The organism is Kribbella sp. NBC_00709, from assembly GCF_036226565.1.
Taxonomy (GTDB): Bacteria; Actinomycetota; Actinomycetes; order Propionibacteriales; family Kribbellaceae; genus Kribbella.
Window position 1 is genome coordinate 7,937,358 of the sequence record NZ_CP108996.1, and the last position, 26,002, is coordinate 7,963,359.

At 68.7% G+C, this 26,002-nt stretch carries 18 protein-coding genes; 5 read left to right on the top strand and 13 right to left on the bottom strand.

Annotation, left to right across the window (positions count from 1 at the left end; genetic code table 11):
- Nucleotides 1-83 precede the first annotated feature (83 nt).
- The 4 genes from OHA18_RS38705 to OHA18_RS38720 form a co-directional block, all read right to left on the bottom strand.
- Nucleotides 84-1,505 (bottom strand): glucose-6-phosphate dehydrogenase, encoded by a 1,422-nt coding sequence (locus tag OHA18_RS38705; protein ID WP_329000360.1) that lies wholly within the window; start codon nt 1,503-1,505, stop codon nt 84-86.
- A gap of 66 nt (nt 1,506-1,571) precedes the next feature.
- A complete protein-coding gene (locus OHA18_RS38710) occupies nt 1,572-2,849 on the bottom strand; it encodes a hypothetical protein (RefSeq protein ID WP_329000361.1) in 1,278 nt (425 codons plus the stop codon).
- A gap of 39 nt (nt 2,850-2,888) precedes the next feature.
- The gene (locus OHA18_RS38715) at nt 2,889-5,987 is read right to left on the bottom strand and encodes a toll/interleukin-1 receptor domain-containing protein (protein WP_329000362.1); all 3,099 of its coding nucleotides are present in this window, start codon (nt 5,985-5,987) and stop codon (nt 2,889-2,891) included.
- Nucleotides 5,984-7,153, bottom strand: a complete 1,170-nt coding sequence (locus OHA18_RS38720) for a hypothetical protein (protein WP_329000363.1) — start codon at nt 7,151-7,153, stop codon at nt 5,984-5,986. The genes OHA18_RS38715 and OHA18_RS38720 overlap by 4 nt, the downstream gene beginning before the upstream one ends.
- A 182-nt stretch (nt 7,154-7,335) precedes the next feature.
- On the opposite strand from OHA18_RS38720, the gene OHA18_RS38725 reads away from it, so the two are divergent.
- From OHA18_RS38725 to OHA18_RS38740, 4 genes are read left to right on the top strand one after another with little or no spacing between them, the layout of a single operon-like run.
- Nucleotides 7,336-8,454: a patatin-like phospholipase family protein gene (locus OHA18_RS38725; RefSeq protein ID WP_329000364.1), complete on the top strand. Its 1,119-nt coding sequence runs from the start codon at nt 7,336-7,338 to the stop codon at nt 8,452-8,454.
- A gap of 6 nt (nt 8,455-8,460) precedes the next feature.
- Nucleotides 8,461-10,290: a TIR domain-containing protein gene (locus OHA18_RS38730; RefSeq protein ID WP_329000365.1), complete on the top strand. Its 1,830-nt coding sequence runs from the start codon at nt 8,461-8,463 to the stop codon at nt 10,288-10,290.
- Nucleotides 10,291-10,298: 8 nt separating this feature from the next.
- Nucleotides 10,299-11,030 carry a hypothetical protein gene (locus tag OHA18_RS38735; protein ID WP_329000366.1) on the top strand — a complete coding sequence of 244 codons (732 nt, stop codon included), beginning with the start codon at nt 10,299-10,301 and terminating at the stop codon, nt 11,028-11,030.
- On the top strand, nt 11,027-12,448 hold the full coding sequence (locus OHA18_RS38740) for a TRAFs-binding domain-containing protein (RefSeq protein ID WP_329000367.1): 1,422 nt from the start codon (nt 11,027-11,029) through the stop codon (nt 12,446-12,448). Before OHA18_RS38735 ends, OHA18_RS38740 begins: the two co-directional genes overlap by 4 nt.
- 12 nt (nt 12,449-12,460) lie before the next feature.
- Here the strand turns inward: OHA18_RS38740 and OHA18_RS38745 are convergent, their stop codons facing one another.
- The 7 genes from OHA18_RS38745 to OHA18_RS38775 all read right to left on the bottom strand — a co-directional run bounded on the left by OHA18_RS38745 (nt 12,461) and on the right by OHA18_RS38775 (nt 21,849).
- Nucleotides 12,461-14,488 (bottom strand): HelD family protein, encoded by a 2,028-nt coding sequence (locus tag OHA18_RS38745; RefSeq protein WP_329000368.1) that lies wholly within the window; start codon nt 14,486-14,488, stop codon nt 12,461-12,463.
- Nucleotides 14,489-14,607: 119 nt separating this feature from the next.
- Nucleotides 14,608-15,000, bottom strand: a complete 393-nt coding sequence (locus OHA18_RS38750; protein ID WP_329000369.1) for an immunity protein YezG family protein — start codon at nt 14,998-15,000, stop codon at nt 14,608-14,610.
- Nucleotides 14,997-15,647, bottom strand: a complete 651-nt coding sequence (locus tag OHA18_RS38755; protein ID WP_329000370.1) for a DNA/RNA non-specific endonuclease — start codon at nt 15,645-15,647, stop codon at nt 14,997-14,999. Before OHA18_RS38755 ends, OHA18_RS38750 begins: the two co-directional genes overlap by 4 nt.
- A 27-nt stretch (nt 15,648-15,674) precedes the next feature.
- Nucleotides 15,675-18,323, bottom strand: a complete 2,649-nt coding sequence (locus OHA18_RS38760) for a bifunctional YncE family protein/alkaline phosphatase family protein (RefSeq protein ID WP_329000371.1) — start codon at nt 18,321-18,323, stop codon at nt 15,675-15,677.
- 124 nt (nt 18,324-18,447) lie between these two features.
- Nucleotides 18,448-19,794, bottom strand: coding sequence for an ABC transporter permease (locus tag OHA18_RS38765; RefSeq protein ID WP_329000372.1), 1,347 nt, complete (start codon nt 19,792-19,794; stop codon nt 18,448-18,450).
- A complete protein-coding gene (locus tag OHA18_RS38770; protein ID WP_329000373.1) occupies nt 19,794-20,732 on the bottom strand; it encodes an ABC transporter ATP-binding protein in 939 nt (312 codons plus the stop codon). Before OHA18_RS38770 ends, OHA18_RS38765 begins: the two co-directional genes overlap by 1 nt.
- A 100-nt stretch (nt 20,733-20,832) precedes the next feature.
- Entirely contained in the window at nt 20,833-21,849 is a 1,017-nt protein-coding gene (locus OHA18_RS38775; RefSeq protein ID WP_329000374.1) for a ferritin-like domain-containing protein, read from the bottom strand.
- A gap of 96 nt (nt 21,850-21,945) precedes the next feature.
- Here OHA18_RS38775 and OHA18_RS38780 point away from each other — a divergent pair, with 96 nt between their 5' ends.
- Complete coding sequence (locus OHA18_RS38780) at nt 21,946-22,359, top strand: cupin domain-containing protein (protein ID WP_329000375.1); 414 nt, start codon at nt 21,946-21,948, stop codon at nt 22,357-22,359.
- Here OHA18_RS38780 and OHA18_RS38785 read toward each other — a convergent pair.
- The gene (locus tag OHA18_RS38785; protein ID WP_329000376.1) at nt 22,356-24,140 is read right to left on the bottom strand and encodes an ABC transporter ATP-binding protein; all 1,785 of its coding nucleotides are present in this window, start codon (nt 24,138-24,140) and stop codon (nt 22,356-22,358) included. The genes OHA18_RS38780 and OHA18_RS38785 overlap by 4 nt on opposite strands.
- Nucleotides 24,133-25,884 carry an ABC transporter ATP-binding protein gene (locus OHA18_RS38790; RefSeq protein WP_329000377.1) on the bottom strand — a complete coding sequence of 584 codons (1,752 nt, stop codon included), beginning with the start codon at nt 25,882-25,884 and terminating at the stop codon, nt 24,133-24,135. Before OHA18_RS38790 ends, OHA18_RS38785 begins: the two co-directional genes overlap by 8 nt.
- Nucleotides 25,885-26,002: the final 118 nt, after the last annotated feature.

Genomic DNA, 26,002 nt, shown 5'->3' on the forward strand with positions numbered 1-26,002 from the left:
ACCTCTCTGAGAGAACCGAATCGGATAGGATATTGGTTCTATTTACTTAACTCTGTCAAGATTCTGTGCGATATCGGTTCCGGTTACCGCCAAGTCACCGGTCCGTCGGAGCCTGCGTCGTACTCGTCGAGGGGGACCTTGCCGCTCCGCCAAGCGGTGAGGACGGGCTCGACGATCTCCCAGCAGCGTTCGGCGACGTCGCCGCGGACCGAGAGGAGCGGGTCGCCGCGGAGGATGCCGCTCAGCACCTCGCCGTACGGGAGCACCGACGACGACGGCAGCGTCGCGTCCAGGAAGACCTGGCCCATCGTGTACGGGCCGTCGACGCCGAGCGCGGGGACGGACAGGGACAACTCCCCCGGGTTCAGACCGATGCGCAGCGTCTCGCCGTCCTGCCCGCCGTTCAGGCCGGACGGCAGGTGCCGCAGCGGCTTGAACTTGACCACGATCTCCTTGCGTGCGACCCCGAGCGCCTTGCCCGACCGCAGCCTGAACGGGACACCCGCCCACCGGTTCGTCCCGACCTCGACAACGACCTCGGCGAGCGTCTCGGTCTCCCGCTCCGCGTCCACGCCCGCTTCATCGGCGTACGACGGAACCACGCGATCGTCCGCGATGCCCGCGGTGTACCGCGCCCGGCGGCCCGCCTCGATCGCCGAGCCACGGTAGAGATGGGTACTGCGGAGCGCCCGCGCCATCTCGCTGCGTACCTCGACCGCGTCCATCGTCGCCGGAGCGTCCATCGCGAGCAGCGCGAGGACGAGCAGGAGGTGACTCTGGATCATGTCCACGAGCGCGCCCGCGTTGTCGTAGTACTGCGCGCGTCCTTCCAGGCCGAGCGTCTCGTCGTACACGATCTCGACGCTCTCGATGTGCTCGGCGTTCCAGACCGGCTCGAACAGCCGGTTGGCGAACCGCAGGCCGATCAGGTTCAGGACCGCGGTGCGGCCGAGGAAGTGGTCGACGCGGTGCACGTTCTCCTCGGGGACGAGCGAGCCGACGAGCTGGTTCAGCTCGGCAGCGGACTCGGCGTCGATGCCGAACGGCTTCTCGAAGGCCAGCTCGGTCCCCTCCGGCAGCTCGACCTCGCGGAGCTTCTCGACGATCGCGGTCGTCACGGCCGGCGGCAGGGAGAAGTACAGGACCGGCGCCGGGCCGGCGAGCTCCAGGAGCGCGCGCAGGTGCTGGATGTCGGTCGGGTCGCCGGCGACGTACTCCGTCGTTGCCAGCGTGTCAGCGGCCACGGGGCCGATCTGCCCGTGGGACTCGAACGCTGATCGGACCCGGTCGGTCCATTCGGCCGGCGCGAGTGCCGACCGGCCGGTCCCGATGATGCGCACACTGGTCGCGCGCGGTCCGGCGAGCAGACTGCCCAGACCGGGCAGCAGCAGCCGCGAGCTCAGATCGCCGCTGGCGCCGAAGATGACCAGGGTTCGTTGGTCCGTACCCGCCGAGGATCGCTCGACCGGTAGCAGGGCCGCATGCGTACTGATGATGCCTCCCAAGACTCGTGGCTCATCCGTGGAGCCACACCCAAAGACGCAACCGCGCCGAGGGTAACCGCATTCCCTCTAGCGGACGGGCGCTATCTCGACAGCTGGGTAGGGGGAATCCGGGAGACCGAGGTTCCGCCACACGAAGCGCGGGACCCGGGCCAGGAAGCCGCGCACGAACTCCGAGCTGTGCGCGATCGCGGGCTGGCTGTGCTCGCCCGGCGAGAACCAGGCCCAGTCCTCCTCGATCGCGAACGACGCCGGCGGATTCGCCATCAGGTACTCCATCTGGCGCGGGTGGATCACGTCGTACGCGAACTTGGTGTCCTGCCCGTGCACCGCGAACTGGCGGTTGAACGCCTCGCTCTCGAAGCTGATCCCGCCCCCGCTGAGTCCAATTCTGTAGGCCTTCCGGCCGACCTGCAGCCGCGGCATCCGGATCGGCAGCTGGAACCCGAGGATCGGCTCGCTGTGGCTCTCGGTCACCGTCCGCGTCTGCGTGCGGCCCTCGGAGTCGGTGTACGACTCGGTCCGCGTCGTCTTCCAGTGGTGCGTGAACGCGACGAACGGCGGCCCGTCACCGTCCCGGCCCCGGATCACCTCGCTGGTGCTGTGGGCGTGCCCGCCGCGCGTCACCGGCGTGAACTGCAGCAGGCTGTCGTCGACGCCGATCCAATACCAGTCTGGATGGTGATAGAACGTCAGGCGCGGCTGTGGCTCCGGCTGGATCCAATGGTCCAACGGCGTCGCGTCGATCGCCGCCGCGACAGCCCCCAACTGCTCCAGCCAGGCGGCGAGCAGGTCAGGCTTCTCCCGCGGCGGATTCAGCATCACAAGCTGATCGCTGTCGATGCCAACGTTCAGCCCCGGAAGGCCGGCGGCCATCGCAGTCAGCTGCGAACACAGCTGCGGGGTCATCACCTCGGCCGCGAACCCCGGATCAAGCGCACCGACCTGCCACCCCGGACCGAGCTGCGCCGGAGCGGGCACGGCGTGCGCAAGGACGCCGTACCGCGGCCGGGTGTCGCCGCCCGTGATCCACAGCTCGGGAAGCCTTCGCGACAACGTCACCATGCCGAGCCAACCCGACCAGTGCGCAGTGCTGTACTCGATCACCTGGAACGGCCGGCCCGCAGAAGTCAGACCGGTGATCTGATCGTCAGGCTTACGAACGAACCCGATCCCGAACGGCGGATTCCCCAGCCGCGCCACGGCCTCGAACGTCGGACTGTTGACGAAGTTCCACCCCCGCTGCCGCAACGAGTCGATATACCGCTGCCGCCGCACAAGCGCGACGATGCCCCAGGTGAGTCCGGCCGCGAACAACACGGTCACGACCACCACGAAGAGCTTCATCGCGCCACGATAGCGGCGCCTGGGGGCCGTACCCGGCCGTCAGCCGCCGGGGCCCGGGCCGCACGCCGTGGCGTGGTGCACCACGCAAAGCAGCTCGCGCAGCCGGCCGAGGTCGATCGGGATCTCGAGCAGCGCCGGGTCCGAGCCGTCGAGGTGTGCGCGGAGGAACCCGTCGGACTCGGTGACGTCGATATGCGCAGGACCCGACTCGCTCGGGTCACGGGCCGATCCGACCTGGGTGATCAGCCGGCGTCCGGTCGCCATGTCGTAGAGCTCGAAGCCACCGCCGTCACCGACCGCGAGAGCTAGCGAGGCATCCCGGCTCCAGGCGGTCGCCTGGATGTCTCCGATTGCAGCCTGCAGCGACCGGCCGGCCTTCCACTGTCCGTCGGACCAGGTGTAGGACCTGATGGCAGGTGTCACGGGATTGCTGACGAGCAGATGGTCACCGGAAGGATCCAATGACGCCCGCTCGGATGCGCTGTCCTGATCACCCGTCATCGGGAGCTTGCGCGTCTGCAGCGCCGCACCCTCACCGCGGTTCCAGGTCGTGACCTGGTACTCGATGTGCTTGTCTCGCGTCCGGCTCCAGACGATGCGTCCCCGGTCGGCGCCGATCTCATACTCCTGGATACCGATGCCCTGGTCGAGGCCGATCGGCTGACCTGACCGGCAGTCGAGCCACCCGGCCTCGGTCAGCGCGGCCGGATACTGCTTCTCGGCGTCGCCGATGTCCGACTCGAACCGCGGGCCGGGCACGTAGGTCGGCCACTGGTCACGGCATTGTCTGTCGATGGTCGTCTGCCCACCACGTCCGGCGATCAGTCGCAAGGCGTTCGGATCATCGAACTGGGACGAGGAGAGGATCGCCTCCAACCCATCGGGACTGATCACATGGACGCTCCCGTCGACCTCGCCCAGCACAGTGCGCTCGCCCTTGCTGCCGAGACTGACAAGCTCGCCGTCGCCGGCGACCACCGTGCGCTCTCCCAGCGCACTCACCAAGCTCTTGGTGGTCGTCGACTGCCGCCAAGCGTTCTCGACGCGCCCGGCGGTGGCGAACAACTGGATCACGCCGCCCGCCCGGAACAGCGCGATGCCGCCCGGAGAACCGTCGGAGACGGCGACGTCGGCGCTCGACGCGGTGCCGTCCGTGATGCGGATGCCGTTGACGGCCAGCGGCGGACCAGGATCGATCAGCGTGCACCCATCCAGCCGGGCCTCGGTGGAGACCGACTTGAACAAGCCCGACTTGTTGTCCAACGGGTTGACCAGCCACTGGTCGCTCGCGAGTCCGATCGCCGCACCGGAATCACAGTAGGAGGTAACCGGCGACGCTCCATCGACGTCGGGCTGCCCCAGGGTGACGCTGAGAGTGCGCGCGATCCAGCCGTGGCCGAAGTCCGGGATCGAGAGCGAGTACGCCGCACCGCCCAGGCTCGCGAAGAAACCGGAGGAACCGGTCGGCATGATCGCCGGCGCGTAGGTCGAGCGCTGGCTGGTCTGCTGGGTGTCGTCCGTGAGCTGGACCGTCTCCGCGGACTTCGACCAGCCGACGACCCCAGAGCGGGTGATCCACGCGTATCCCGCAGTGGTTCCGTAGTACGAGTACGGCGCGACCTCAGCCGTGTCGCCCGGAACAGGCAGCTTCACGAGCTTGGCCGAAGTCCCCCGGCTGCTGTGCTGGACCTGGTACCAGTCGCTGCCCGCGGTGGCCAGCACCATCCCCTCCGAGGTAGCGAAACGAACGGAGAACTCATCCGGAACGCTCACGCTCGCCTGTCCTCGGGCGCTGACCAGCGTCAATCGGTTGCCGCTGATGAGCGGGACCGACCAGCCCTGCGGGTTGACGCGGGTCGGCGTGGCGCCCGGAAAGTAGATATGCCGGCCCGCGTAGGACACGAAGACCGTCCCTGGTGCTGTACTCGTCCCCTCTCCGCCAGTCGTGACCACCACGCCACCCGCGAAGGCGAGCGTCCGGCAGCCGTCGACCTCGTCGCCGGCCGAAGGAGCGGGTTTCATGAGGGCGAGCACCGAGTACGTACGGCGGTCGATCAGCACCGGACCCTTCGCACTGCAACCGACGTACCCGACAGCGCCGACCTCACGTACGTCCGAGAGGCCCGAGGCCGCGATGTCGTTGTCGACGGTCTTCTCGCCGCTGACCACGGACCACGCCGCCAGGTGCGATCGGCTGCTGTCCTTCGCCGGCCCCCAGGCCATCAACCGGCTGCCATCCGTGCTGAAAGCCACTCCGGCAGCGGGGCGTCCGGTCCCCGTCTGCGACCAGTCGAGGGTCCGGCGCAGGGCCCCGGTTCCGTTGGCGACCGCGATGAGGGCCGAACGAACACTCTGACTGCTGCTCATCGTCGATGCGGTCAGGGCCTGGTCGATCGCGTCCGGATAGGAGTACGGGAGGGTCAGCAAGGCACCGGACGCAGCCGCCTCGCCGCGCGCTGCCCGGGCGGACTCCTCCGAGCGACGCGACTGCTGCCTCGCGATGATCCCGGCGCCGGCCGCGACGACAAGCAGGACCGCGAGGACGCCGATGAGCACCGTCGATCGGCGTCGCCGGCTCCGTTGATACTGCGACTCCTCCAGCAGCAACGTCTCCGGCTCGACGTTCATCACAGCCGAGTAGAGGCCGACGAGACTGCTCTCGTCGACAGATCTCGATCGCGGCAGGTCGAAGTACTTCTGCTCGGCAGCAAACGCCGCGCGCAGCGGCGTCGGTAGCTCGTCTGGTCTGGCGAATCCGTTGGCCGCCCGGTCCCACGACAGGTTCAGCGCCGGATCGGTCCGCACCAGAAAGAGCCGCTCGGCCGCGCCACCGTTTGCCAGCCAGTACTCGATCTCCTTGGCAACCCACGGAGATTCCTTCGTCGTCGAGTCGAGCAGGACGACCAGGCTGCGGCTGACGTCCAGCGCACGCTCGATCTTCTCGTTGAGAGTGCCGGCGACCAGGTCGCTGGTGTCGAGGAAGACGTTCGGCGCGCGATCTGTCCGATGCCGCTTGCCGAGATGGAACAGAGCTCGGTCGAGTTGCCGTGCCTGCCGACCGGACGAGGCTGAACGGTACGAGACGAAGGCGTCGTACCCGGCGACCGGCAGCGACTGCGCAGGCGTGGGATCGCTCATCGCTGCTCCCCACAGCCCGCCGGCGGGGGTGGTGCGTACAGCAGGTCGTCGACGCGCCGCACGGTACCGGTCGAGGAGGTGATCACGACGGTCTTGTCGCGGTGCCAGCCGTCACCGCAGGCGGGTCCGACCGCGATGTCGGTGTTCCGCCCGGTCTTGGTGTCGGTGAATCGCTGGGTCGACGGGTCGTACTTCCGCACCCAGGTCGTGGCCTCCCGGTCGCAGCCGCTGACGGCATCGTTGCCGCGTGAGGTGATGCCGACCGCGACGGCCACGGAGCCGTTCCAGTAGAGCTGCTCGGTAGTGAAGTTCAGCGAAGGTACGTCGTCGGGCGCCGCCTCGAGGCGCGCCCGGACCGGGATGCGAGGCTCGGCGTCGAGGCCGCGCATGGCGGTCAGGTCGATGACGTCGATCGACGAGTCGGTGACGCACGCACCACCCGAGCCGCCGTTCGCGATGGCCAGGAACCGCCCGTCCGCCGACACCGCATGGGCGTAGATCGTGCCGAGTACGTGCGTCGATCGGATCAGCCGGCCATCGTTGGAGTAGGCCGCGATGGTGCGGGATCCGCCGCGGACGAACCCGAAGCGATCGGTGTACGCCACCCAGACGGTGGTCGCGTTCGCGGCGAGCAGCTCCGCGTCGTTGTTCTCCTCCGCATCCGGGGAGGTCCGCTCGGTCATCCGGCGCGCGGTCACGGCATGCTGCTCACCGAGTCCGGCGTCGAAGCGCACGATCTCGAACGCCAGATCGTCCGCCTGCGAATCCCGCAGTACGACGACGTCGTTGCCGCCGGCCATTACCGACCGGCAGCGCCGGCAAGCGACGGTCCGGGCGGAACCGTCCGGACCGATCAGCCCGAGCCACGCGCCGTCGACGACCCCGACGGCGTTCGCGCCGACCGCGCCCGCGACGACAGTCCGGTTGTCCGCACCGATCCGGCCCTCGTCGCGAACCAGACTCTCGCCCGCCCCGGACAGAACCGACAATCGGCCCGAGCTCTTCACGAGCTGGAACGACGCGGTGGCCGTCGTCGCCGCGGTCAGGTTGTCGTCGATGACCGTTGATCCGGAGGAGCAGGCGGCCGACAGACCGACCGCCACTAGGCCGACCAGGAAGCCCAGCCGCGCACGCGTGTCACCGCGGCGCAGTCCGACTGCGCTCATAGTTCCCCCCAACTACCGCGACGTCACCGATCGTGGCGCCGAAGGGTTCACCATGGCGGAACAAAACGCTTGAATCCAAGGCCCTGAACGAGTTCGGAATGACATCTGGTCGCAGAGGGTGATGGTCGCTAGGGTGAGGGCCAGCCGGGGGGCCGGGCAATCCGGAGCGGCTGGGGGAACACATGGGGTATCGGGATCGGCTCGACGGGACTGGGCCGCGGAAGTTGCTGGCCCTGGACGGTGGGGGCATCCGGGGCGTGCTGTCGCTCGAGGTGCTGGGAGCGATCGAGAAGCTGCTGCGCCGGGAACTGGACGCGGGCGCGGACTTCGTTCTCGCGGACTACTTCGACTATGTCGCGGGCACGAGCACCGGGGCGATCATCGCGGCCGGGATCGCGCAAGGGATGCCGGTCGCGAAGCTGCAGGAGCTCTACACGATGCACGGCGAGGAGATGTTCGACCGGGCGTCTCTGATCAAGCGGTTCAGCTACAAGTACGGCAGCCGCCGCCTCGAGCGGATGCTCAAGGAGACCTTCGGCGCCGGCGTCACGCTCGGCGACCCGGACCTGCGGACCTTGTTGATGATGGTGCTCCGGAACGCGACCACCGACTCACCCTGGCCGCTCAGCAACAATCCGCGGGCGAAGTACAACCAGACGAACCGGCCGGACAACAATCTGCAGCTGCCGCTGTGGCAGCTGGTCCGGGCGAGTACGGCGGCACCGACGTTCTTCCCGCCCGAGGCCGTGTCGATCGGGCCGCACGAGTTCGTGTTCGTCGACGGCGGTCTGACGATGTACAACAACCCGGCGTTCCAGCTGTTCCTGATGGCAACGATGAGGACCTACCAGCTCGAGTGGCCGGCCGGTGAGGACAAGCTGCTGATCGTCTCGGTCGGCACCGGGACGAGCCCGAAGGCCGACGACCGGCTGCGCGCCGACGAGATGAACCTGCTGTTCAACGCGAAGTCGGTGCCGGCCGCCCTGATGAGCGCTGCGATGCACGAGCAGGACATGCTCTGCCGGGTGTTCGGGCGCTGCCGGTACGGCGGTCCGATCGACAACGAGATCGGCGATCTCCGGGGTCCGTCCGGCCCGCTGACCGAGCGGCTGTTCAGCTACGTCCGGTACAACGCCGAACTGACCCGCACCGGCCTGAACCGCCTCGACCTGCGCAACGTCCGCCCGGAGGCCGTGCAGCGGCTGGACTCGGTCCTGCACATCAAGGACCTCCAACTGGTCGGGATGCGCCTCGCGCTCGAGGTCCACCGATCGCATTTCGACGGCTTCCTCGGGAAGTGACCAGACATGGACCATCCGCCGTTCACGATCATCGTCCAGTCCGAATCGGTTGCCTACGGCAATCACATCTACCACGGACTCGGGGCGAACGCCCTGCTCCAGCCGGTCCGGTTGCGCGTGGTCTCCGACCCCGGCGCCGACGCTGCACGCGACCAGCTCGTCGATGCCTTGATCGCTGCGATGGAGCCGTTCGCAGCAGAGGGATTCCAGGACTGCCACGGGCCGGGACAGCTCGCCTGCTGGGCGACCCTGGAGCCGAACGCGCGCAACCTTCTCCTCGTGGTAGGTGGTGACAGTACGCCGTCCGTGGAACTGGAATCGCTCGTCGACGACTGGCAGCGGCGTGGGTTCGAGGCCGTCGGAGTGTTCCGAAGCGGACTGAATCCGGACGACGTACTGCCGTCCGGACTGGCCCGGCAGCATGCGCCGAGTTGGCTCACCGACGTCCGTGAGGTGACGACGGACCTGGTCGACACGGTGGCGCTCGGCGCCGAGGACCGTCGGATCTTCGTGAGCTACTCGCACCATGACGGTAAGGATCTCGCCGAGCGGATCGCCTTGCTGCTGACCGCCCGCCGGTTCGACGTGTTCCTCGATCGGTTCCGGCTGACCGTCGGAGTGGACTTCGCCGAGCGGATCGAGGACGAGCTGCTGGACAAGGCCATGGTCGTGGTGATCGAGACACCCCGATCGGTCCGGTCGGATTGGGTCAAGCACGAGGTCGCGACCGCCGCCGCCCGGCGGCTCGGGCTGGTCGCGATCCAGGACCGGCCCGGACGACATCGCCTTCCGCGCGGCCGGGTTCGCGGTGGCGACGAAGCCGGGCTACGTGCTGGCTGTCCACCCTCGTCCGGCCGACCTGCACCGGTTCCGGCTCGCGCAGGAGAGCGTCGGTGGTGGCACCAGACCGGTCGTGGTGCATCCCTCCCCGACGCGCGCCGATCGACGCCAGGGCCTGATCTGGCTCGGCTTGGCAGCCGACGTGCTCGAGATCGACGAAGGCTCCATGGACTTCGCCGCGACCGACATCGCCGGGGGTGTGCTGTGAGCGGGGTGTGCGGCAGGCTGAGGGACGATCCACGTTCACAGCCCGGGCGTCCGAAGCCACAACCCGAGCGTCCTACCACCCCGGACAGACTCGGCGATCCGGGCGGAGAGCGACAGGGACCGCGAGTTCTCGTTGTCGCCGACTCGCCGAGGGGGGACGTCGCGCCGGCGGCCGAGGCACCGGCGTTGCGGCACGAGGCTCTACTCGCGCTTGCGCGCGCGGTCTACGCCGCGGACGGATCCCTGACCGTGCCCGTCGACGACGTGGCGCTCATTCTGGCCACCGTCGCGCTCAGCTACGCACACACCCCCGTCGCCGAAGGCCGCGCGGCCGAGCCACCGTTGACCGTGGTGGAAACGGTCCGTCCCGAACCCTCGGCCCGCCGTCTACTCCAACCTCTGGTACGGCGGGGCGCGCTGACCTATCGCAGCATCCGCGACTTCTCCGAGACCGCGGACGCCGGCGACACCGAGGGCGGTCCGGTACGTCGACATCCGGTCACACCTGACCTGCTCGAGATCGCCCGCCCGGCGTTTGCGGTGTTGCTCAGCCCGGCCGGGCAGGCGCTCGAGGACGGGTACGCACTCCGCTGCCCGAGAACGTACGCCTTCCGCTCGACCTTCCTCGCTCCCCCGTTGCGCCTCGACTTCGAGGACCCGACCGATCGCCTGCTCGAAGGCAGTCGGCAAGGCCGCTGGGGTGAAGGCGAGCACAACGCGATCCCGTACAGCTTCGTCATGCAACGCCTCGTCCGCGAGTGGACGCAGGACGAACGACGGGCCCGATAATCTCCACCATGGACACCTGGCAGCTGACGGACTCGACGGCGATCGGCGTACACCTCGGCGCGACCGACGACCTCGCGGCCGCCCTGACCGCGATCGGACTCCCCGGCCCCCGCCCGGTCGTCGTGCTCGTCGGCGGTGCGGGCGGCCTCGGCGCGGACGACCTCGAGCGGCTCCGACCGCTGATCGCCGAGGCGCTCGTTCCGGTCCTCGAGGAGTACGGCGCGGTCGCGATCGACGGCGGCACCGATGCGGGCGTGATGCGGCTGCTCGGCCAGGAACGTGCCGGCCGGCAGGCCGGCTTCCCGCTCGTCGGAGTCGTTGCCCAGGGCACCGTCAACTGGCCGGGTGAACCGCCCCGCGACGGAACCGCCGACTTCGAACCGAACCACACCAGATTCCTCGCCGTCCCCGGCACGGAGTGGGGTGACGAGGCCCCGTGGATCGCCGATGCCGCCACTGTGCTGGCCGGCTCGGCCCCCTCGATCACCCTTCTGGTGAACGGCGGCCAGATCGCCTACGACGACGCTGCCCGCAGCATCGAGTCCGGCCGCCCGGTGCTCGTCGTCGAAGGCAGCGGCCGGACAGCGGATCAGTTCGCCGCGGCCCTCCGGGGCGAGCCGGCCGACGCCCGCGCCGTACGCCTCGCCAGGTCAGGTCTGGTCAGCGCCGTACCCCTCGACTCCCTCCCCCTCCGCCTCGCGATCACCTCGGCACTCGATCGATCAGGAGACGGGCCATGACCCAGCACCCACTCTGCTTCGTCCTGATGCCGTTCGGCACGAAGCGGTATCCGGCGACCGGGCCGGACATCGACTTCAACCGGATCTACCAGGCCGCGATCCGGCCGGCCGTCAAGGCCGCCGGGATGCAGCCGCTGCGCTCGGACGAGGAGGAGATCGGCGGCATCATCCACAAGGCGATGTTCGAGAAGCTGCTGGTCTGCAGCTACGCGGTGGCCGACCTCACCACCAGCAATCCGAACGTCCTGTACGAGCTCGGGGTCAGGCACACCGCCCGTCCCGGGACGACGCTCACTGTGTACGCCAAGCCGACCCAACTGCCGTTCGACGTGCGGATGCTCAGCACCCAGCCGTACGCCCTCGGGCCGGCGAACGAGTTCTCCGACGCCGAGGCGGCGAAGCTGCGGCGGGCGATCACCAGGAGGCTCAAGGCGATGCACGCGGGGAACTGCGTCGCCGAGATCCAGGACAGTCCGGTCTTCGAGCTCGTGCCGACCTGGAAGCCGAAATCACTCCCGGCCGCGGCCGTGAAGACCTTCCGGAAGGACCTGAGAGACAGCGAACTGCTCAAGGGCGAACTGGACCGGCTGCATGCCCTCGGCCAGGAGGACGGTCAGACCGAACAGGTGCGCACAGAGCTCGCCGAGATACGGGACCAGGCCCTGGCGGATCAGGCTCCGGACGCCGGTGTCCTGGTGAAGCTGATCCTGGTGCACCGCTCGATCGACGACTGGTCCGGGATGATCGAGGTGTACGACCGGATGCCCAAGGAGTTCCGGCAGATTCCGATCCGCGAGCAGACCGCACTCGCCTACAACCGCCGCGCCGAGGAGAAGGCAGCGAAGGGCAACGACGCCGGCGCCGCAAAGGACCGGGCGGCGGCGCTGGCTCTGCTGGACAAGCTCGGCAAGGATCAAGGGGCCACGCCTGAGACACTCGGTCTCCTTGGCCGCATCTACAAGAGCCAATGGCTGCAGGCCCGCGCGACCGGCGACCGGCGCGCCGGCGACCTTCTCGTCCGGGCCGTGGACGCCTACGTCCAGGGATTCGAAACCGACTGGCGGGAGATCTACCCCGGCATCAATGCCTTGACGCTGCTCGCCGCACAGGGTGATGCCGAGGCCCAACGGACCACCGAGCGGCTGCTGCCGGTGGTCCGCTTCGCCGCTGAGCAACGCGTCCGCGGCGCCGATCCCGACTACTGGGACTACGCGACGATGGTCGAGCTCGAGGTCCTCCACGGCGACCTCGTCGCAGCCGAACGGTTCCGGCGCAAAGCCGTTGCCGTCGGCACCGAAACTTGGCAGCGCGAGTCCACCACCGGCAACCTGCGCATCATCGAGAGCATCCGCCGCGAACGCCAGGAAGACGTGACCGGTCTCTGCGAGCTCATCGACCGGTTGGCACCCGGCCGTTGAGCCGGTCAGGTACTAGCCCAGGGCACCTGGGAGCGGTTCGGCGTGGATGATTTGGAGGCGGGTGACGGCGCGGGTGAGGACGACGTAGAGGCGGTGGAGGCCGCGGGGTTCGGCGGCGACGATGTGGGCCGGTTCGGCGACGATGACCGCGTCGAACTCGAGGCCCTTCGCCAGGGTCGCCGGGACGCAGACGAGGCGGACCGTGTCGATCTCGTCATCGGTCTCGCCGATGAGCGCGACCTCGAGGCCGGCGGCGGCGATCGCGTCGCGGAGTCGCTCCACCTGGTCGTCGGCGGCGATGAGCGCGACCGAACCTTCGCCGGCCAGCGCGGCCTTGCACCCGGCGACCACCTCGTCCGCGAGCGTCGACTCGTCGGCCGCCACGATGCTCAGCGCGTCGGCGACCGTCCGGACTCCGCTCGGCGTACTCAGCGTCGGAGCGATCGCGGGCAGCAGCTTGGCCGCGAAGTTGATGATCTGCTCCGGCACGCGGAACCCGCGATCGAGCTCGGCGACGACGCCGTCGCTCTTGTCGAGATGACCGAGGACCTGCTCCCACGAGCCCGCCGCCCACGGCGTCGTCGCCTGCGCCAGATCGCCGAGCACGGTGGCCGAACCGGTCCGGCACCGCCGGCTGAGCGCCCGCAACTGCATCGCCGACAGGTCCTGCGCCTCGTCCAGGACGAGGTGACCGAGCGATCCGGTACGCCGCTCGATCAGGTCCTCGAGCTCGTCGAGCAGGACGGAGTCGGCGAACGACCACTTCGCCGACTTCCACGAGCGCACCGACTTGCTCCACAACAGCGCCGTACGCTCCTCGTCGGACAGCGTCGGAGCGGCCTGGGCCAGGAAGCCGGCGTCCGAGAAGAGGCGGTGCAGGATCTGCTCGGGTAGGACGCGGGGCCAGACCGAGTCGAGCACGTCCTTCACCGGCTTCGACCGCGCGACCGCGTTCTGCACGCGGTCGTCCGGTGACTCGGCCCGCTCCTCCATCCGGACGAGTACGACGTGCGCGATCCGCTGGGCGAGGGCGTTCCGGCCGGGCGCGTACCGGGTCGACTCGCGCAGGTCGGACACGATGTCGACGACCTCGTAGTCGTGCACGCGGTAGCGCCGGGATCCCTTGCTGTAAAGGACTCCCTCGGTCGGCGTACCGACGTACGACCACAACGCGCGCCGCAGTACGTCGGCCATCCGGGCATCGCCCTTCAGCCGCTCGGCCTCCGAGTCGTCGATCGCCGCGGTCGGCCGGGTCAGCAACTCGTCGATGGTGATCTGCCGTACGTCGACCTCGCCGAGCGCGGGCAGGACCTTGCGGATGTACGAAAGGAAGGACCGGTTCGGGCCGACGATCACGACGCCGCCGCGGCTGAGCCGTTCGCGTTCGGTGTAGAGCAGGTAGGCGACCCGGTGCAGACCGACGGCCGTCTTGCCGGTGCCTGGCGCACCCTGCACGCAGACGCTGGGATGCAGCGGTGCCCGGACCAGGTCGTCCTGCTCCGGCTGGATCGTGGCCACGATGTCACGCATCGGACCTGTGCGCGGCCGCTCGATCTCGGCCCGCAGGAAGGCATCCCCCTGATCGGTTTCCACCACGCCGGTCAGCGGCTCGTCCTCGAACCCGGTCATGTCCGCGTGGTCCGAGAACCCGTAGCGGCGGCGCATCAGCACCCGTTGCCGGTCGGACTGGGTCGCCCGGTAGAACGGCACCGACACCGGCGCGCGCCAGTCGATCACCAGCGGTACGCCGCTGCCGTCGTGCACGTGCCGACGGCCGATGTAGATCTGGTCCAGGTCGAGGTCGGGGATGGTGCCGTGCTCGTAGTCGAGCCGGCCGAAGAACAGTGGTACGTCGGGCAGGTCGAGGAGCGCGTGGGTCCGCATCTCCTTGGCCCGCTGGTTGGCCTCATTGGTGAAGCGTTCGTCGTTGTCCTCGCCGCCGATGACCTGGACCTCGCGGTCCACGACCTCGGCGTACATCCGGCGGAGAGCGGCTTGGGCAGTGGTCAGGAAGGCGCGTTCGGCCTCGAGTTCGGCCATGGGAGAATGCCTCGAATCGTGAGCTGGGTCCCGCCCCGGAGCAGATCCATCCGGTTCGATTCGATCCCGAAAAGACAGGCTGGAGACGTTACCACCGGCCTCCGCGGCCGGCCACTCAATTACTTCAGCCAGTCCGGGAGGTGCTCGGCGTCCCGCGGGAACTCGGCGAGGTCGGCGGCGTAGATGCCTGCGTCGACAGGGATCGACCAGGCCGGCTGGTGGTCGTAATCGAAGTCGGTCGAGAAGTGCCCGTCCGCGGTGACGGTGACGCGAGCCGTCAACCAGGTGCCCTTCCCCGGTTGGTACATCTCCCGCCGCAGCTGCTCGAAGTGATCCTCGAGGCCTTCGGGCAGCGTCTGCAGCTGGCTGCGCCCCGACGGTCCCACCACATCGGCGTCCAGCTCGGCGTACGACGTGGTCGCGCGGTACACCGCGGACACCTCACGCCACCCGGCGGGCAGGTCCGCGACCAGGGCACGTGCGATCGTGTCGATCACGCCGATCTCGGTCATCCAGCTCCTCTGGCCGTGGGCTTGGTCTCCCTGAAGATACGCCGGGGCGACCGGACGCCCTCGTGGTGGTCGATCACCGTCCGGCTGGACGGGCGGCGCGACGTACGGTTCGGGTGCTTGACGTCGATCGCGGCATGCACCTGGATACCCGCCGCCCGCAGGGCCTGCCAGCTCTCCTCCATCCGGCGCCAGTTCTGGCTGCCCTTCACGGAGCGGTTCTGCTGCTGCGACTGGGCGGTGAGGTTGATCGACTCCCCCGGGCCCGCGAACTTCGTCGCGATCAGATGACCGCCGTCGTCGGTGGGCTCGCGGTCGGCCTCGCCCGCCTCGAGCTGGGCGTCCGGGTTGCGGCGCTCGTCGTTCTGCTCCTTCGGGAGCCAGCCGAGCCAGCCCTCGGCGTGCGTCACCCGGCCGCGGTCGTCGGTGGCGTACAGGAACCGGTTGTCGACGATGTAGACGGCCGACGCGGCCGGGTCCATCAGCTCGGCGTTCCAGCCGCCGGTCTGCCCGGACTCTGCCTTGTGCACCGGCAACCCGGCGTACTTGTCCGGCACCACCGGAACGTCGTCCGGCCCGTAACCGACGACGCGGACGTCGCCCGGATCGGCGAGTTGCTCGATCCGGGTCGACGCCCGCTCGTTAGGCATGGGGACTTTCTACCCCATCAAGGTGTCTCAGCCATCACTTTCGCTGGCCGGGATCACCGCACCCGGCACGTCGTTCGGCGCCACGATCTTCGCCTCGCCGGGGTACGGCGTGGACCAGTTGTGCGCCTCGTACCAGTCGAAGTGGTTCATCTGCGACGGGTTCGCGTAGTCGGCCTTCGCGTTCGGACCGGTGGTGCGCTGCTGGTCCTTCCACGCCGACCAGGTCGCCGCCATCGACTCCATCCCGGCCGGGACGGTTGCCGTCGGCACCGGTGCGACGTTCGGGTTCTGCGCCGCCGGCACGTCCGCGCCACAGGTCGGCAGCGGGTTCACGCCGCCGGTCAGCGAGGTCCGGTTCGGCAGCGCGGTGAACGTCGCGTTGTTCGGCTTGTTCGTGAACGCCCCGAACATCGGCGTCGCCGCGGTGTCCTTCTGGTTCATCGGCTTGACGCCCAGGATCTGCTCGATGGTGCGGATCATCATGATCTGCGTGTAGTAGTGGCTGTCCACCGCACCGTGCTGGGCGTACGGGCTGATGATCTGGATCGGCGCCCGGTGACCGTCGACGTGGTCCAGGCCCGCCTGCGAGTCGTCCTCGACGATGAAGATCGCCGAGTCCTTCCAGTACTTGCTGTGCGTGATCTCGTCCACGGTCCGGCCGACGGCCAGGTCGTTGTCGGCCACCTGCGCCGGGCCGTTCGCGGTCCCGCCGGTGTGGTCGTTGGAGTACCAGAACATGTTCAGGTTGGCCGGACCGTTCTTCTCGAAGTCCTGCTTCCAGATCTGTTCCTTGTAGACGTCCGGGACGCTGGTGTCGAAGAGCGGGAAGCCCGGCACCGAGATCTTGTTCAGCGACGGGATCGCCGAGCCGACCTGGATCGGGTACTGCGTCGCGGCACCGGTCGACTCCATCGTCTTGGTGTCGCAGTACAGGTTCTGCCAGGTCGCGCCGGCCGGCTTCTGCTCGACCGACTGGAACTCGCCGTAGTCCTTGACCGTCTTGCCGGCCGCCTGCGCACCGGTCCAGATGAAGCCGCTCTTCTGGTGGCCGAGGGCATCGTTCTCGGTGTCGTAGCTGCGCAGGTACTCACCGGCCGAGGACTCGCTGTACTCCGGGTTGTCCGCCTGCATCAGCCAGTTGTGACCCTCGGCGGAGTTCGTGCCGATGTCGTAGGTGTTGTCGTACAGCCCGAACTGCTTGGCCAGCGCGTGCTGGTTCGGCGTCACGTTCTCGCCGTACTGCGCGAGCGCCGGGTCGCCGTTGCCCTCGGGGATGTCGCCGTACACCTGGTCGTAGGTGCGGTTCTCCTTGACCAGCAGGAAGACGTGCTTGATCGTCGACGGGTCGCCGAGCTTGGCCGGGATCGCGACCGGCTGACGGTGTCCCTTGTCGGTCGCGAGCTGCGCCGAGCCCTTGGTCCAGCCGTTCTGCTCGAACACCTGGCCGGTGTACTGCTTCTGGATGGCGTGGTCGTCCGGCAGCTTGAACTTGGTCAGGCTCGACGTGGTGTCGTGGGTGCCGCGACCGGCGGCGGTGGTGTCACGGCGAGCGTCGATGCCGCGGGTGTTCGAGACCACGATGTCCTTGCCGACCTGGGCGAGCTCGGCCGGGAAGTAGTCGGTCGGAAGCAGGCCGACGTAGCTGACCGGCTCCAGCGGGTTGCGGTACTTGTAGACGGCGATCGCGTTGGCCCGGCCGAGCGACACCAGCAGGTGACCGTCGTTGGTGAGCGTCACGCCGTCCGGCTCGTAACCGACCGAGGCCTCCGGCCACGGCTGGGTGGCGATGGTCTGGACGACCTTGCCGCGCCGGGTGTCGATGACTGACACGCTGTTGGTCGCGGTGTTGGTGACGAACACGGCGCCGTTCTTGGCGTACATCGCGGTCGGGTGCAGACCGACGTCGATGCTGGCCGGCGCGGCCGCCGGGTTCTTCAGGTCGATCACGCTGACCGTACCGGTCGTCGTGGCAGCGGTGACCTGCGAGGCGACCACGTTGGTGCCGTACGAGTTGATCGTCGGGTCGCCCGGCTTCGCGGGCCGGCCGCCCTCGTTGCTGACGTACAGCTTGTCGCCGGACATCACCAGGTCGCGCGGAGCGTTGCCGGTTGCCCAGCTCTGCGTGATCGCACCGGTGGCGGTGTCGATCGCGACGACCCGGTTCTGCCCGTTCACCGCGGAGTACACCGTCGAGCTGTCCGCGGAGAACACCGCCTCGGCGACCAGCGAGTGCTTGGCGCCGTCGGCCGCGATCGGCACGAAGGTCGGGTTCGCGAGCGAACCGTCCGAATTCACGGTGAACTTCCGGTAGCCATCGGTCTGCCCCAGCCAGACCTGCTTGCCGTCCGGCGAGTACGTCGGGCCTTCCTGGCCGATGTCGTTGCCGGGGATCTTCAGGTCGGCGGCGGCGTTGTTGCCGACGTACTGCTGGACCTTCCAGTTCTTGAGGTCGACGATCGCCAGCGCCATCCCGCCGTCGGTCACGGAAGCAGCCATGTGGCTGCCGTCCGGGCTGACCGAGGACGACATGATCTTGCCCTTCTGGAGGACGAGACGGTCGCCGATCGGCTTGATGTACTGGTCGGAGGAGATGACCTGGCCCTTGTCGGTGACCTGGCCCACCTGGTCGTGTCCGAAGCCGGTTGTCGAGGCGACAGCGGTGCCGGCGAGGGTCACCGCAACGGCGGTCGTGCCCGCCGTTACCAGTGGTACCCTGCGCCGGAGGCGGCTCGACGAGCCCTTTTCGGCACGCCTGCGGCGGCGTGTTACCTGCATGGGAGCAATCCCTTCGGGTTGGCCTTCAGTTGACAGGTAGCAGTTCGATATTGCCGTCGAACTGCCACAACGGGTTCGGTTCGTCTCCGGACGGGGTGCGGACCAGGAAGAAGCCATTCACTTCTTTCGGTCCGTCCCCGTCAGCTACGAACCGACCGAGTGGGTTGATGTCGAGCTGGTAGATCGCCGAGCCCGCGGCCTGCACGCCCGGGATGTGCCAGCTGATCACGCATCGCCAGTCGTTGCCGGGACCGCGAGCGGCGACCTGGTCGCCGCCCTTGGTGCACTCGGCCGCGCTCTGCAGCTGCTCCTCGGTGACATCGGCCCGGTTGAGCTGCTTGGTCTGCAGGCGATAGAGATGCGCGAACTCGAGCGCTGCGGCGCGCTGCACCTTGTCCTGGTCGATCCCCGAGCCGAAGCCGCTCACCGGAGCGATGACGGCAGTGGAAACAGCGAGCAGTACGACGAGGGGCAGCAGGCCGGCCGTCAGCGCCAGGCGGCCGGAGCCGTCATGTGTCGGGTTGGTGAAATCACGGCGTACAAAGAGGAAATAGGCCAGGGCGGTCGCGACGAGCGCCCAGACCAGGCTGACCGCGACACCGATCAGCAATGGACCGAGCTGGGCCGGGCTGGTGAACAAGCCGTTCCAGCTGATGAAGGCATAGCCGGGAAGGGCGAGCCGGAAGGCGACCGGGACCGGCAGTTGCTGGACGATCTGCATCGCGAGTGCGACCACGGCCGGGAGCAGCAGACCCATCGGCGACCGGCCGAGCGCGACCGATCCGAGCAGGCCGATCGCAGCGAGCGCGAGGGTCGGGGCGAGCGCGCACAGCCAGGCGAGCAAGACTCTCCCGGCTGCTTGGCCGGGAGACAGCAGATGGCCGTCGAGACCGATCAGCTCACGGCTGCCGACGACGAGCAGGCCGCTGACCGTGCTGGACACCACCAGCCCGATCACCAGCACCAGGATCACGGTGAGGCTGGAGAGCGCCTTGGACACGAAGATCCGGCGAGGCGACCGGACTGCCACCAGCAGGTGCCGCCAGGTACCGAGACGGTCCTCGGACGCGAAGACGTCGCCGGCGATCAGCGAGGTCAGCAGTGGCAGCGCCCAGGACCCGGAAAACCCCAGCAGAACAAGGGGTCCGGTCCATCCGGTGGCGTGCATCCAACGACCGAACAGGGTGTCGACCGGGAGCGACGCCTGCTGGCTGATCACAGCGACGAAGACCGCGGGCGCCAGCCAGCACGCGATGATCAGGACGCGGACGCGCCACTGCGACAACAGCTTGACGAGTTCGAAGCGGTACCCACGGGCGACCGAGACCTTGCGGACGACCGGCGTCGGGACGGTGGCGGCGGTGGCCGTCATCAGTTGTTCTCCTGCTGCTCGGTGAGGGCGAGGAACGCGGCCTCGAGGGGCGACACGACCGGTGCGAGTTCGCGGACCGCGATGTCCGCCTCGACCACCCGCTTCACGAATTCGTCCAGCGCCGGGATCGGCGCCGAGATCACCAGTAGTTCGACGCCGTCCTCGACCGTGTCGTCGTCGCGCAGCCGGATCCCGTTGGTCTGGCGGGCGATCCGGCGGGCGGCGGCGGGGTTCGAGGTGAGCACGCGGTAGTCGAGTTCGCTGTTCTCGGAGGCCAGCTTGCTGATCGGCCCCGAGAACGCGACCCGTCCGGTCGACAGGATCGTCACCTCGGAGCAGAGCGCCTCGACGTCGTCCATCCGGTGGCTCGACAACATCACGGCCGTACCGGCCGCGGCCAGACGGGTGAGGACGCCGTACACGTGCTTCTTGCCGGCCGGGTCGAGGCCGTTGGACGGCTCGTCGAGGATCAGGAGCCGAGGTTTGGTGAGGAGCGCGGCCGCGAGGCCGAGGCGCTGACGCATGCCGAGTGAGAAGCCGCGGACCCGGTCGTCGGCGACATCGGTGAGGCCGACCTGGTCGATGGCCTCGTCGATCTTCATCGTGTGCGCGTCGTCGCCACGCAGCGCTGCGAGGGCCGCGAGGTTCTGTGTGGCGGTCATCGACGGGTAGAGGCCTGGGCCGTCGACGAAGCCGGCGACGCCTACGGGTACGGCGAGGGCGCGGCCAACTGATGTACCGAGGATGTCGAGCGTGCCGCGGTCGGCGACGGCGAGGCCGAGCAACAGACCGAGGAGCGTTGTCTTGCCGGCTCCGTTCGGTCCGACCAGTCCATGGATCTGTCCTGGTGCGACGTCGAGGTCGACGCCGTCGAGCGCGACGACCTCACCGAAGTACTTGGTGATTCCGCGGGCACGGACAGCGGGCGGTGTGTCCATGGTGAATACATTAGAAAGCAATGTACGGTCAGGTGAAGACCGAACGTTAACAAATGGCGAACTGAATGCGGCTCTTGTTGCCGAACCTCTCAGCGGTCTCTCAGCGGCGGTCGTCCGGATCGACGTACTGGAAGGTCGGACCCGCTGTCGTGCGGCCGTTCTCGCTGAGTTGCATCAGCTTGAGGGCTTCGGCCTTGAGGCCGAACATCGCGCGGGTCGCGTCGCGGATCAACGCCGGCTCGCCGGTGAACGCCTGCTCGAGAAGGAACAACAGGGTGCAGTAGGAATCGTCGAACTCCTCCTGCGCGGCGCGGATCTGGGGGTTGTCCGACCGGCGCGGATTCACCTGCATCGGTGAGACTCCGGCGAGGTCCACGGTGACCGGGTCGCCGGTCGGACCGGACTGCGGGGTGTCGCCGCGCTGGTACCGCCGGCCGAGCCTCAGCTCCTCGAACCGGTAGTAGTGCGCGACCTCGTCGCGGTCCGGGTGGAAGATGTCGTGGTCGCCGTCCCAGACCTCGCCGCGCGACGTGCCCTCGCCCTGCTCGACGATCTCGTCCAGTGCGGCCAGCGCCGATTCGAGATCCGTGACGGGTTGCACTGCGCCACCCGTGTGATGGAACGGGCCCGCCGTCACCTGACGAGCCGGATCACCGGAGAAGACCTTGTCTTCGCCGAGAGACTCGCACAGGTCGCGCAGGCCTTCCTCGATCGCGTCGTAGAACTGCCCGATGGTCTCGTAGTCGTCGCTCTCCCCCGGTGAGCCCGGCGCCTCGGGCTTCTCGAGCCGCAGGAACATGTCCAGCGCGTCCGGCCCGAACGGCAGCAGCGACAACTCCATCGAACCGTGCGGCAGTTGCCGCGGGTACCCAGGCAGCAGCTGCGGGACGTCCAGCCGCGGCTCGCCGCCGACGGCGTTGAGCAGGTTGGCGGCCAGCGAGAGATGGATCATCTCCTCGACGAACACGCTGCTCACCAGCTCGACCGCATCCGGATTCCGCGCCGGGTCGAGCGAGTACAAGGCACACAGGTACGGCGGGAGCGTCGCGTGCTCGAGCTCGATCGCCCATTGCAGGTGCTGCTGAAGACTGTCAATTGTGTCGATGCGCTGCCTCATACCCCTACAGACAGCACAACCCCTCGACCTGTGACCGTCACACGCGACCTCGCTGCCTTGTCTTCCAGAGAGAACCCGACTGGAAGGTGAGCTTCGATGACCGACACGACCGACCAACGCTCCACCGCCTGGCAGACCGCGCTGACGATGCTCCAGGAGATCGAGCCGCCCTTCGTCCCCGAGGGCTTTCACGCGATGACGGTGGTGATCGAGTATCCGGCGGGTGACCCGGGAGCCCCGCCGCACCGGCACTCCGGGCCCGCGTTCGGGTATGTCGTCGAAGGCGAGATGCTGTTCGAGCTCGAAGGTGAGCCGCCGCGCGTGATCAAGGCCGGTGAGGTGTTCTGGGAGCCGGGCGGCGACGTGATCCACTATCAGGACGGCAACAACCGGTCGGACGTCCCGGTGAAGTTCACGGTGACGATGCTGTGCGCGCCCGGCGGGCAGATGTTCACGCTGGTCCCGGAGGACGAGCTGGCCGCGCGAGCGGATCGGCGCGGGAAGGCTTAGCGGTAGGCGCGGGCCTGGAGTTCGAAGAGTTCGGCGTAGCGGCCGCCGGCTGCCAGGAGGTCGGGGTGGGTGCCGAACTCTTCGACCCGGCCGTTGTGCATGACGACGATGAGGTCGGCCATTCGGACGGTCGAGAAGCGGTGGGAGACCAGGACGGTGATGCCGCCGGTCTCGGCGGCGGCGATCTTCGCGGCGTCGGCGTACTGCTCGTAGAGCCGGTGCTCGGCCTCCGGGTCGAGTGCGGCCGTCGGCTCGTCGAGCAGCAACAGCAGCGGCCGCTCGCGCATGAACGCACGCGCGAGCGCGAGCCGCTGCCATTGCCCGCCGGAGAGCTCAACGCCATCGGTGAACTTCTTGCCCAGCTGGGTGTCCAGCCCGCGTGGCAACCCGGCGATCACCGACTCCGCATCACCGCGCACGATCGCCGCGCGGACGGCGTCTTCGTCGTCGGACCGCGCCACGTCACCGATCCCGACGACCTCCCGCGCCGTGAGCTCGAACTTCACGAAGTCCTGGAACCCGGCCGACAACTGCGACCGCCACTCGTCCGGCTGGATCGTCGCCAGGTCCACGCCGTCGATCAGGATGCGCCCGGTCGTCGGGTCGTACATCCGGGCCAGCAGCTTCACCAGTGTCGTCTTGCCGGCGCCGTTCTCCCCCACCAGCGCAACCGCCGCCCCGGCCGGCACCGTGAGACTGATGTCGGTCAGGACCGCGGATTCCGAGCCAGGGTAGGAGAAACCGACGTTTCGCAGCTCGATCCCGGAGGTGAGTCGCTCCGGAGCCGGGGTCGCACTGGAGCGCCACGAGTTCTGCTTCGCGTACTCCCGCAGCCAGTCGTACCGGCTGAAACTCCGCACGACCTCACCGACCCAGTACACGTTCTGCGCGATACCGCCGGTCATCTGATCGACCTGTGGTGCGAGCAGCAGCACGAGCACGACGTCGCCCGCGCTGGCCTGCCCGGCGCGCGCCCGCGAGATCACCCAGACGATCGCCGCGGCATACGCGAGACCGAACACGAGTCGCACCGCCCCGTCGATCTTGCCGCCCCAGCGGGCGGCCGCGACGCGACGCTCGAACCGCTCGGTCTGCAACGCGAAGATCCTGTCCAGCAAGACCTTCCCGAGCCCGAACACCCGCAGCTCGAGACCTGTCCGCGGATCCTTCGCGACCTCGATCAGCCGGTCGACCAGGCGGTCCTGCGGCAGCGACTCCTCCCACGCCTTCTGTTGCCGCGTGCTGCTCAGGTACGCCGACCAGATCCGCGCGCCACCCAGCAACGGGAGGACGAGCAGCAACGGATGCACCGACCCGAGCAGCGTCAGCACGGTCGCCGTGTTCGTCACCGTGGCGAATGCCCACAGCAGCACCTCGGCGCCGACGCCCATCCGCCACGCGCGCTCGCGCACCAACTCGAGCCGGTCCGCGACGTCGGGCCGCTCGTGATGCGTCAGCCCGGGGACCCCGGTCGTCACGTCCAGCAGGTCGGCGTGCACACGCCCGGCCATCCGCTCCTGCGCGGTGTCCTGCAGCGGCCATCCCAGTCCGTCCGCGACGAACGACACCGCGAGGCCGCCGATGATGATCCCGATGCCGAGCGCGATCGTGCTCGACCGGTCCGACGCGATCCCGTCGACGAGGCGGCTCACGCCGTACGTCTGGGTCGGTGCGGTGATGGCGCGGGCCGCGACCAGCACGGCCGAGATCGTCATCAGCCCCGGCGCCGCGCGGAACGACGTACCCAGCCAGAGCCAGAGGATCCGGATCGTCTTAGGCATCGATCGCCTCCGGACCAGTCACGTACCGCTCGGCCTGCAGCCGGAACATCCCGGCATACTCACCGTCCCTGGCCAGCAGTTCCTCGTGGGTGCCGTCCTCAACGATGCGTCCGTCGGCCAGCACACAGATCCGGTTGGCGTTGCGCACCACCGAGAACCGGTGGGAGATGATCAACGACGCCACCCCCGAGGTCAGCTCGAGATACCGCTCGACCAACTCGGCCTCGGCCCGGACGTCGAGCGCCGCCGCCGGCTCGTCCAGCACCAGCACGCCCGCGCCGGCGTGGACGGCGAACAGCGCTCGCGCCAGCGCGACCCGCTGCCACTCACCACCGGACAGGTCGACGCCGCCGTCGAACGTCTTGTCCAGCACGGTGTCCCAGCCCTTCGGCAGGCCACGGACGACCTCGTCGATCCCGGACTCGCGGGCGACCTTCGCCAGTATCAGCTCGTCACCCTCGCGCTCCACCGCACCGAACACGACGTTGTCCGTGACCGACAGCGGGAACCGCAGGAAGTCCTGCACGATCGCGGCGATCCGTCGCTGCCACACGGCCAGATCGAGCTCGGCGAGGTCGACGCCGTCGACCAGGATCCGCCCACTCGTCGGCTTGTACGCACCGCCGAGCAGCTTGACCAACGTGGACTTGCCGGCGCCGTTGATGCCGACGAGCGCGAGCGCTTCGTGCGCGTGCAGCGTGAGGTCGAGCCCCCGCAGGACGTCGACCTCCGAACCGGGGTAGCGGAAGCTGACGTTCTCGAAGCGGATCTCGCGGGCCGGCATCGTCTCGACCCGATGCTTCTTGGCCACGACCGGCTCCGGGTGCCGCTCGGCGATCGTCTCCGGCAGGTCCCGCATCGCGCGGTACGCCGAGAGTCCGCGGCGGACCTGGACCACGCCGTACCCGTTGTTGGCCTGGCCGATCGCGAGGATCGCGGGCAGCGTGGTGGCGACCTGGGTCAGCGGGAGCGAGCCGTTCAGCGCGGCGCGGCCGACGGCGAGGATCGCGATCCCGTTGGCGACCAGGTGCACGCCGCCGATCAGGATCGAGAACTTCACGTTCTTGCGCCGGCGGGACCACACCTCGCGGTAGCCGGCCGTCCAGTCGCGAACATACCGCTCGACCAGCCAGGTGTGCAGGCCGAAGACTCGCAGTTCCTTCGGGGCGTCGCGCATGCCGAGGTCGAACGCGTAGCTCGCGCGGCGCTGCTCCTCGGTGTTGCCCCACCAGACGTCGATCTCACGCTCGACCAGGCGACCGCCGTACCACTCCAGGAGCAGCGTCAGGACGACCAGCATGATCGAGACCCACCAGGTGAACATCGTGCCGACGATCACCGCCGAGCCGACCAGCGTGACCCGGCTGGCGAGCAGCCAGGGCAGTTCGCTCAACCCCTGGGCCAGATGGAATCCGCCCTTGCCCTTCGCCCGCTCCTGGACGTCCAGGACCTCGGCGTCCTCGAGGTGCTGGATCCGGCGCGGCCGGAGCAGCGGCCCGGTGATGCCGCCGGCGATCGCGCGGGTCAGGCCGGCGTCCATCACCAGCCTTGCGACCTGCTGCATCGCCGGCGTCAGGCTCTCGACGACGAAGACCGCCAGCAGTCCGCCGAGCAACCAGCTGAACTCGCCGAGCGGCATCGCTCCGGGGCGTCCCTCGATCACACCCGGAACCGCCCCGACGACCCGGCCGGTCAGCAACGTGACCGCCATCCCCAGCAGCGAGCCGAGGACGGCCAGACCCATCGTCAGAAGGGTGCTTCCAGGTGCAACACGCACGCCGTAGCGAAGCAGAGTCAGCACCCGACCGACCGTAACCGCCCCCACCGACAAAAGCATTCGAGTTTCCGGTCGGGCCCGCAAC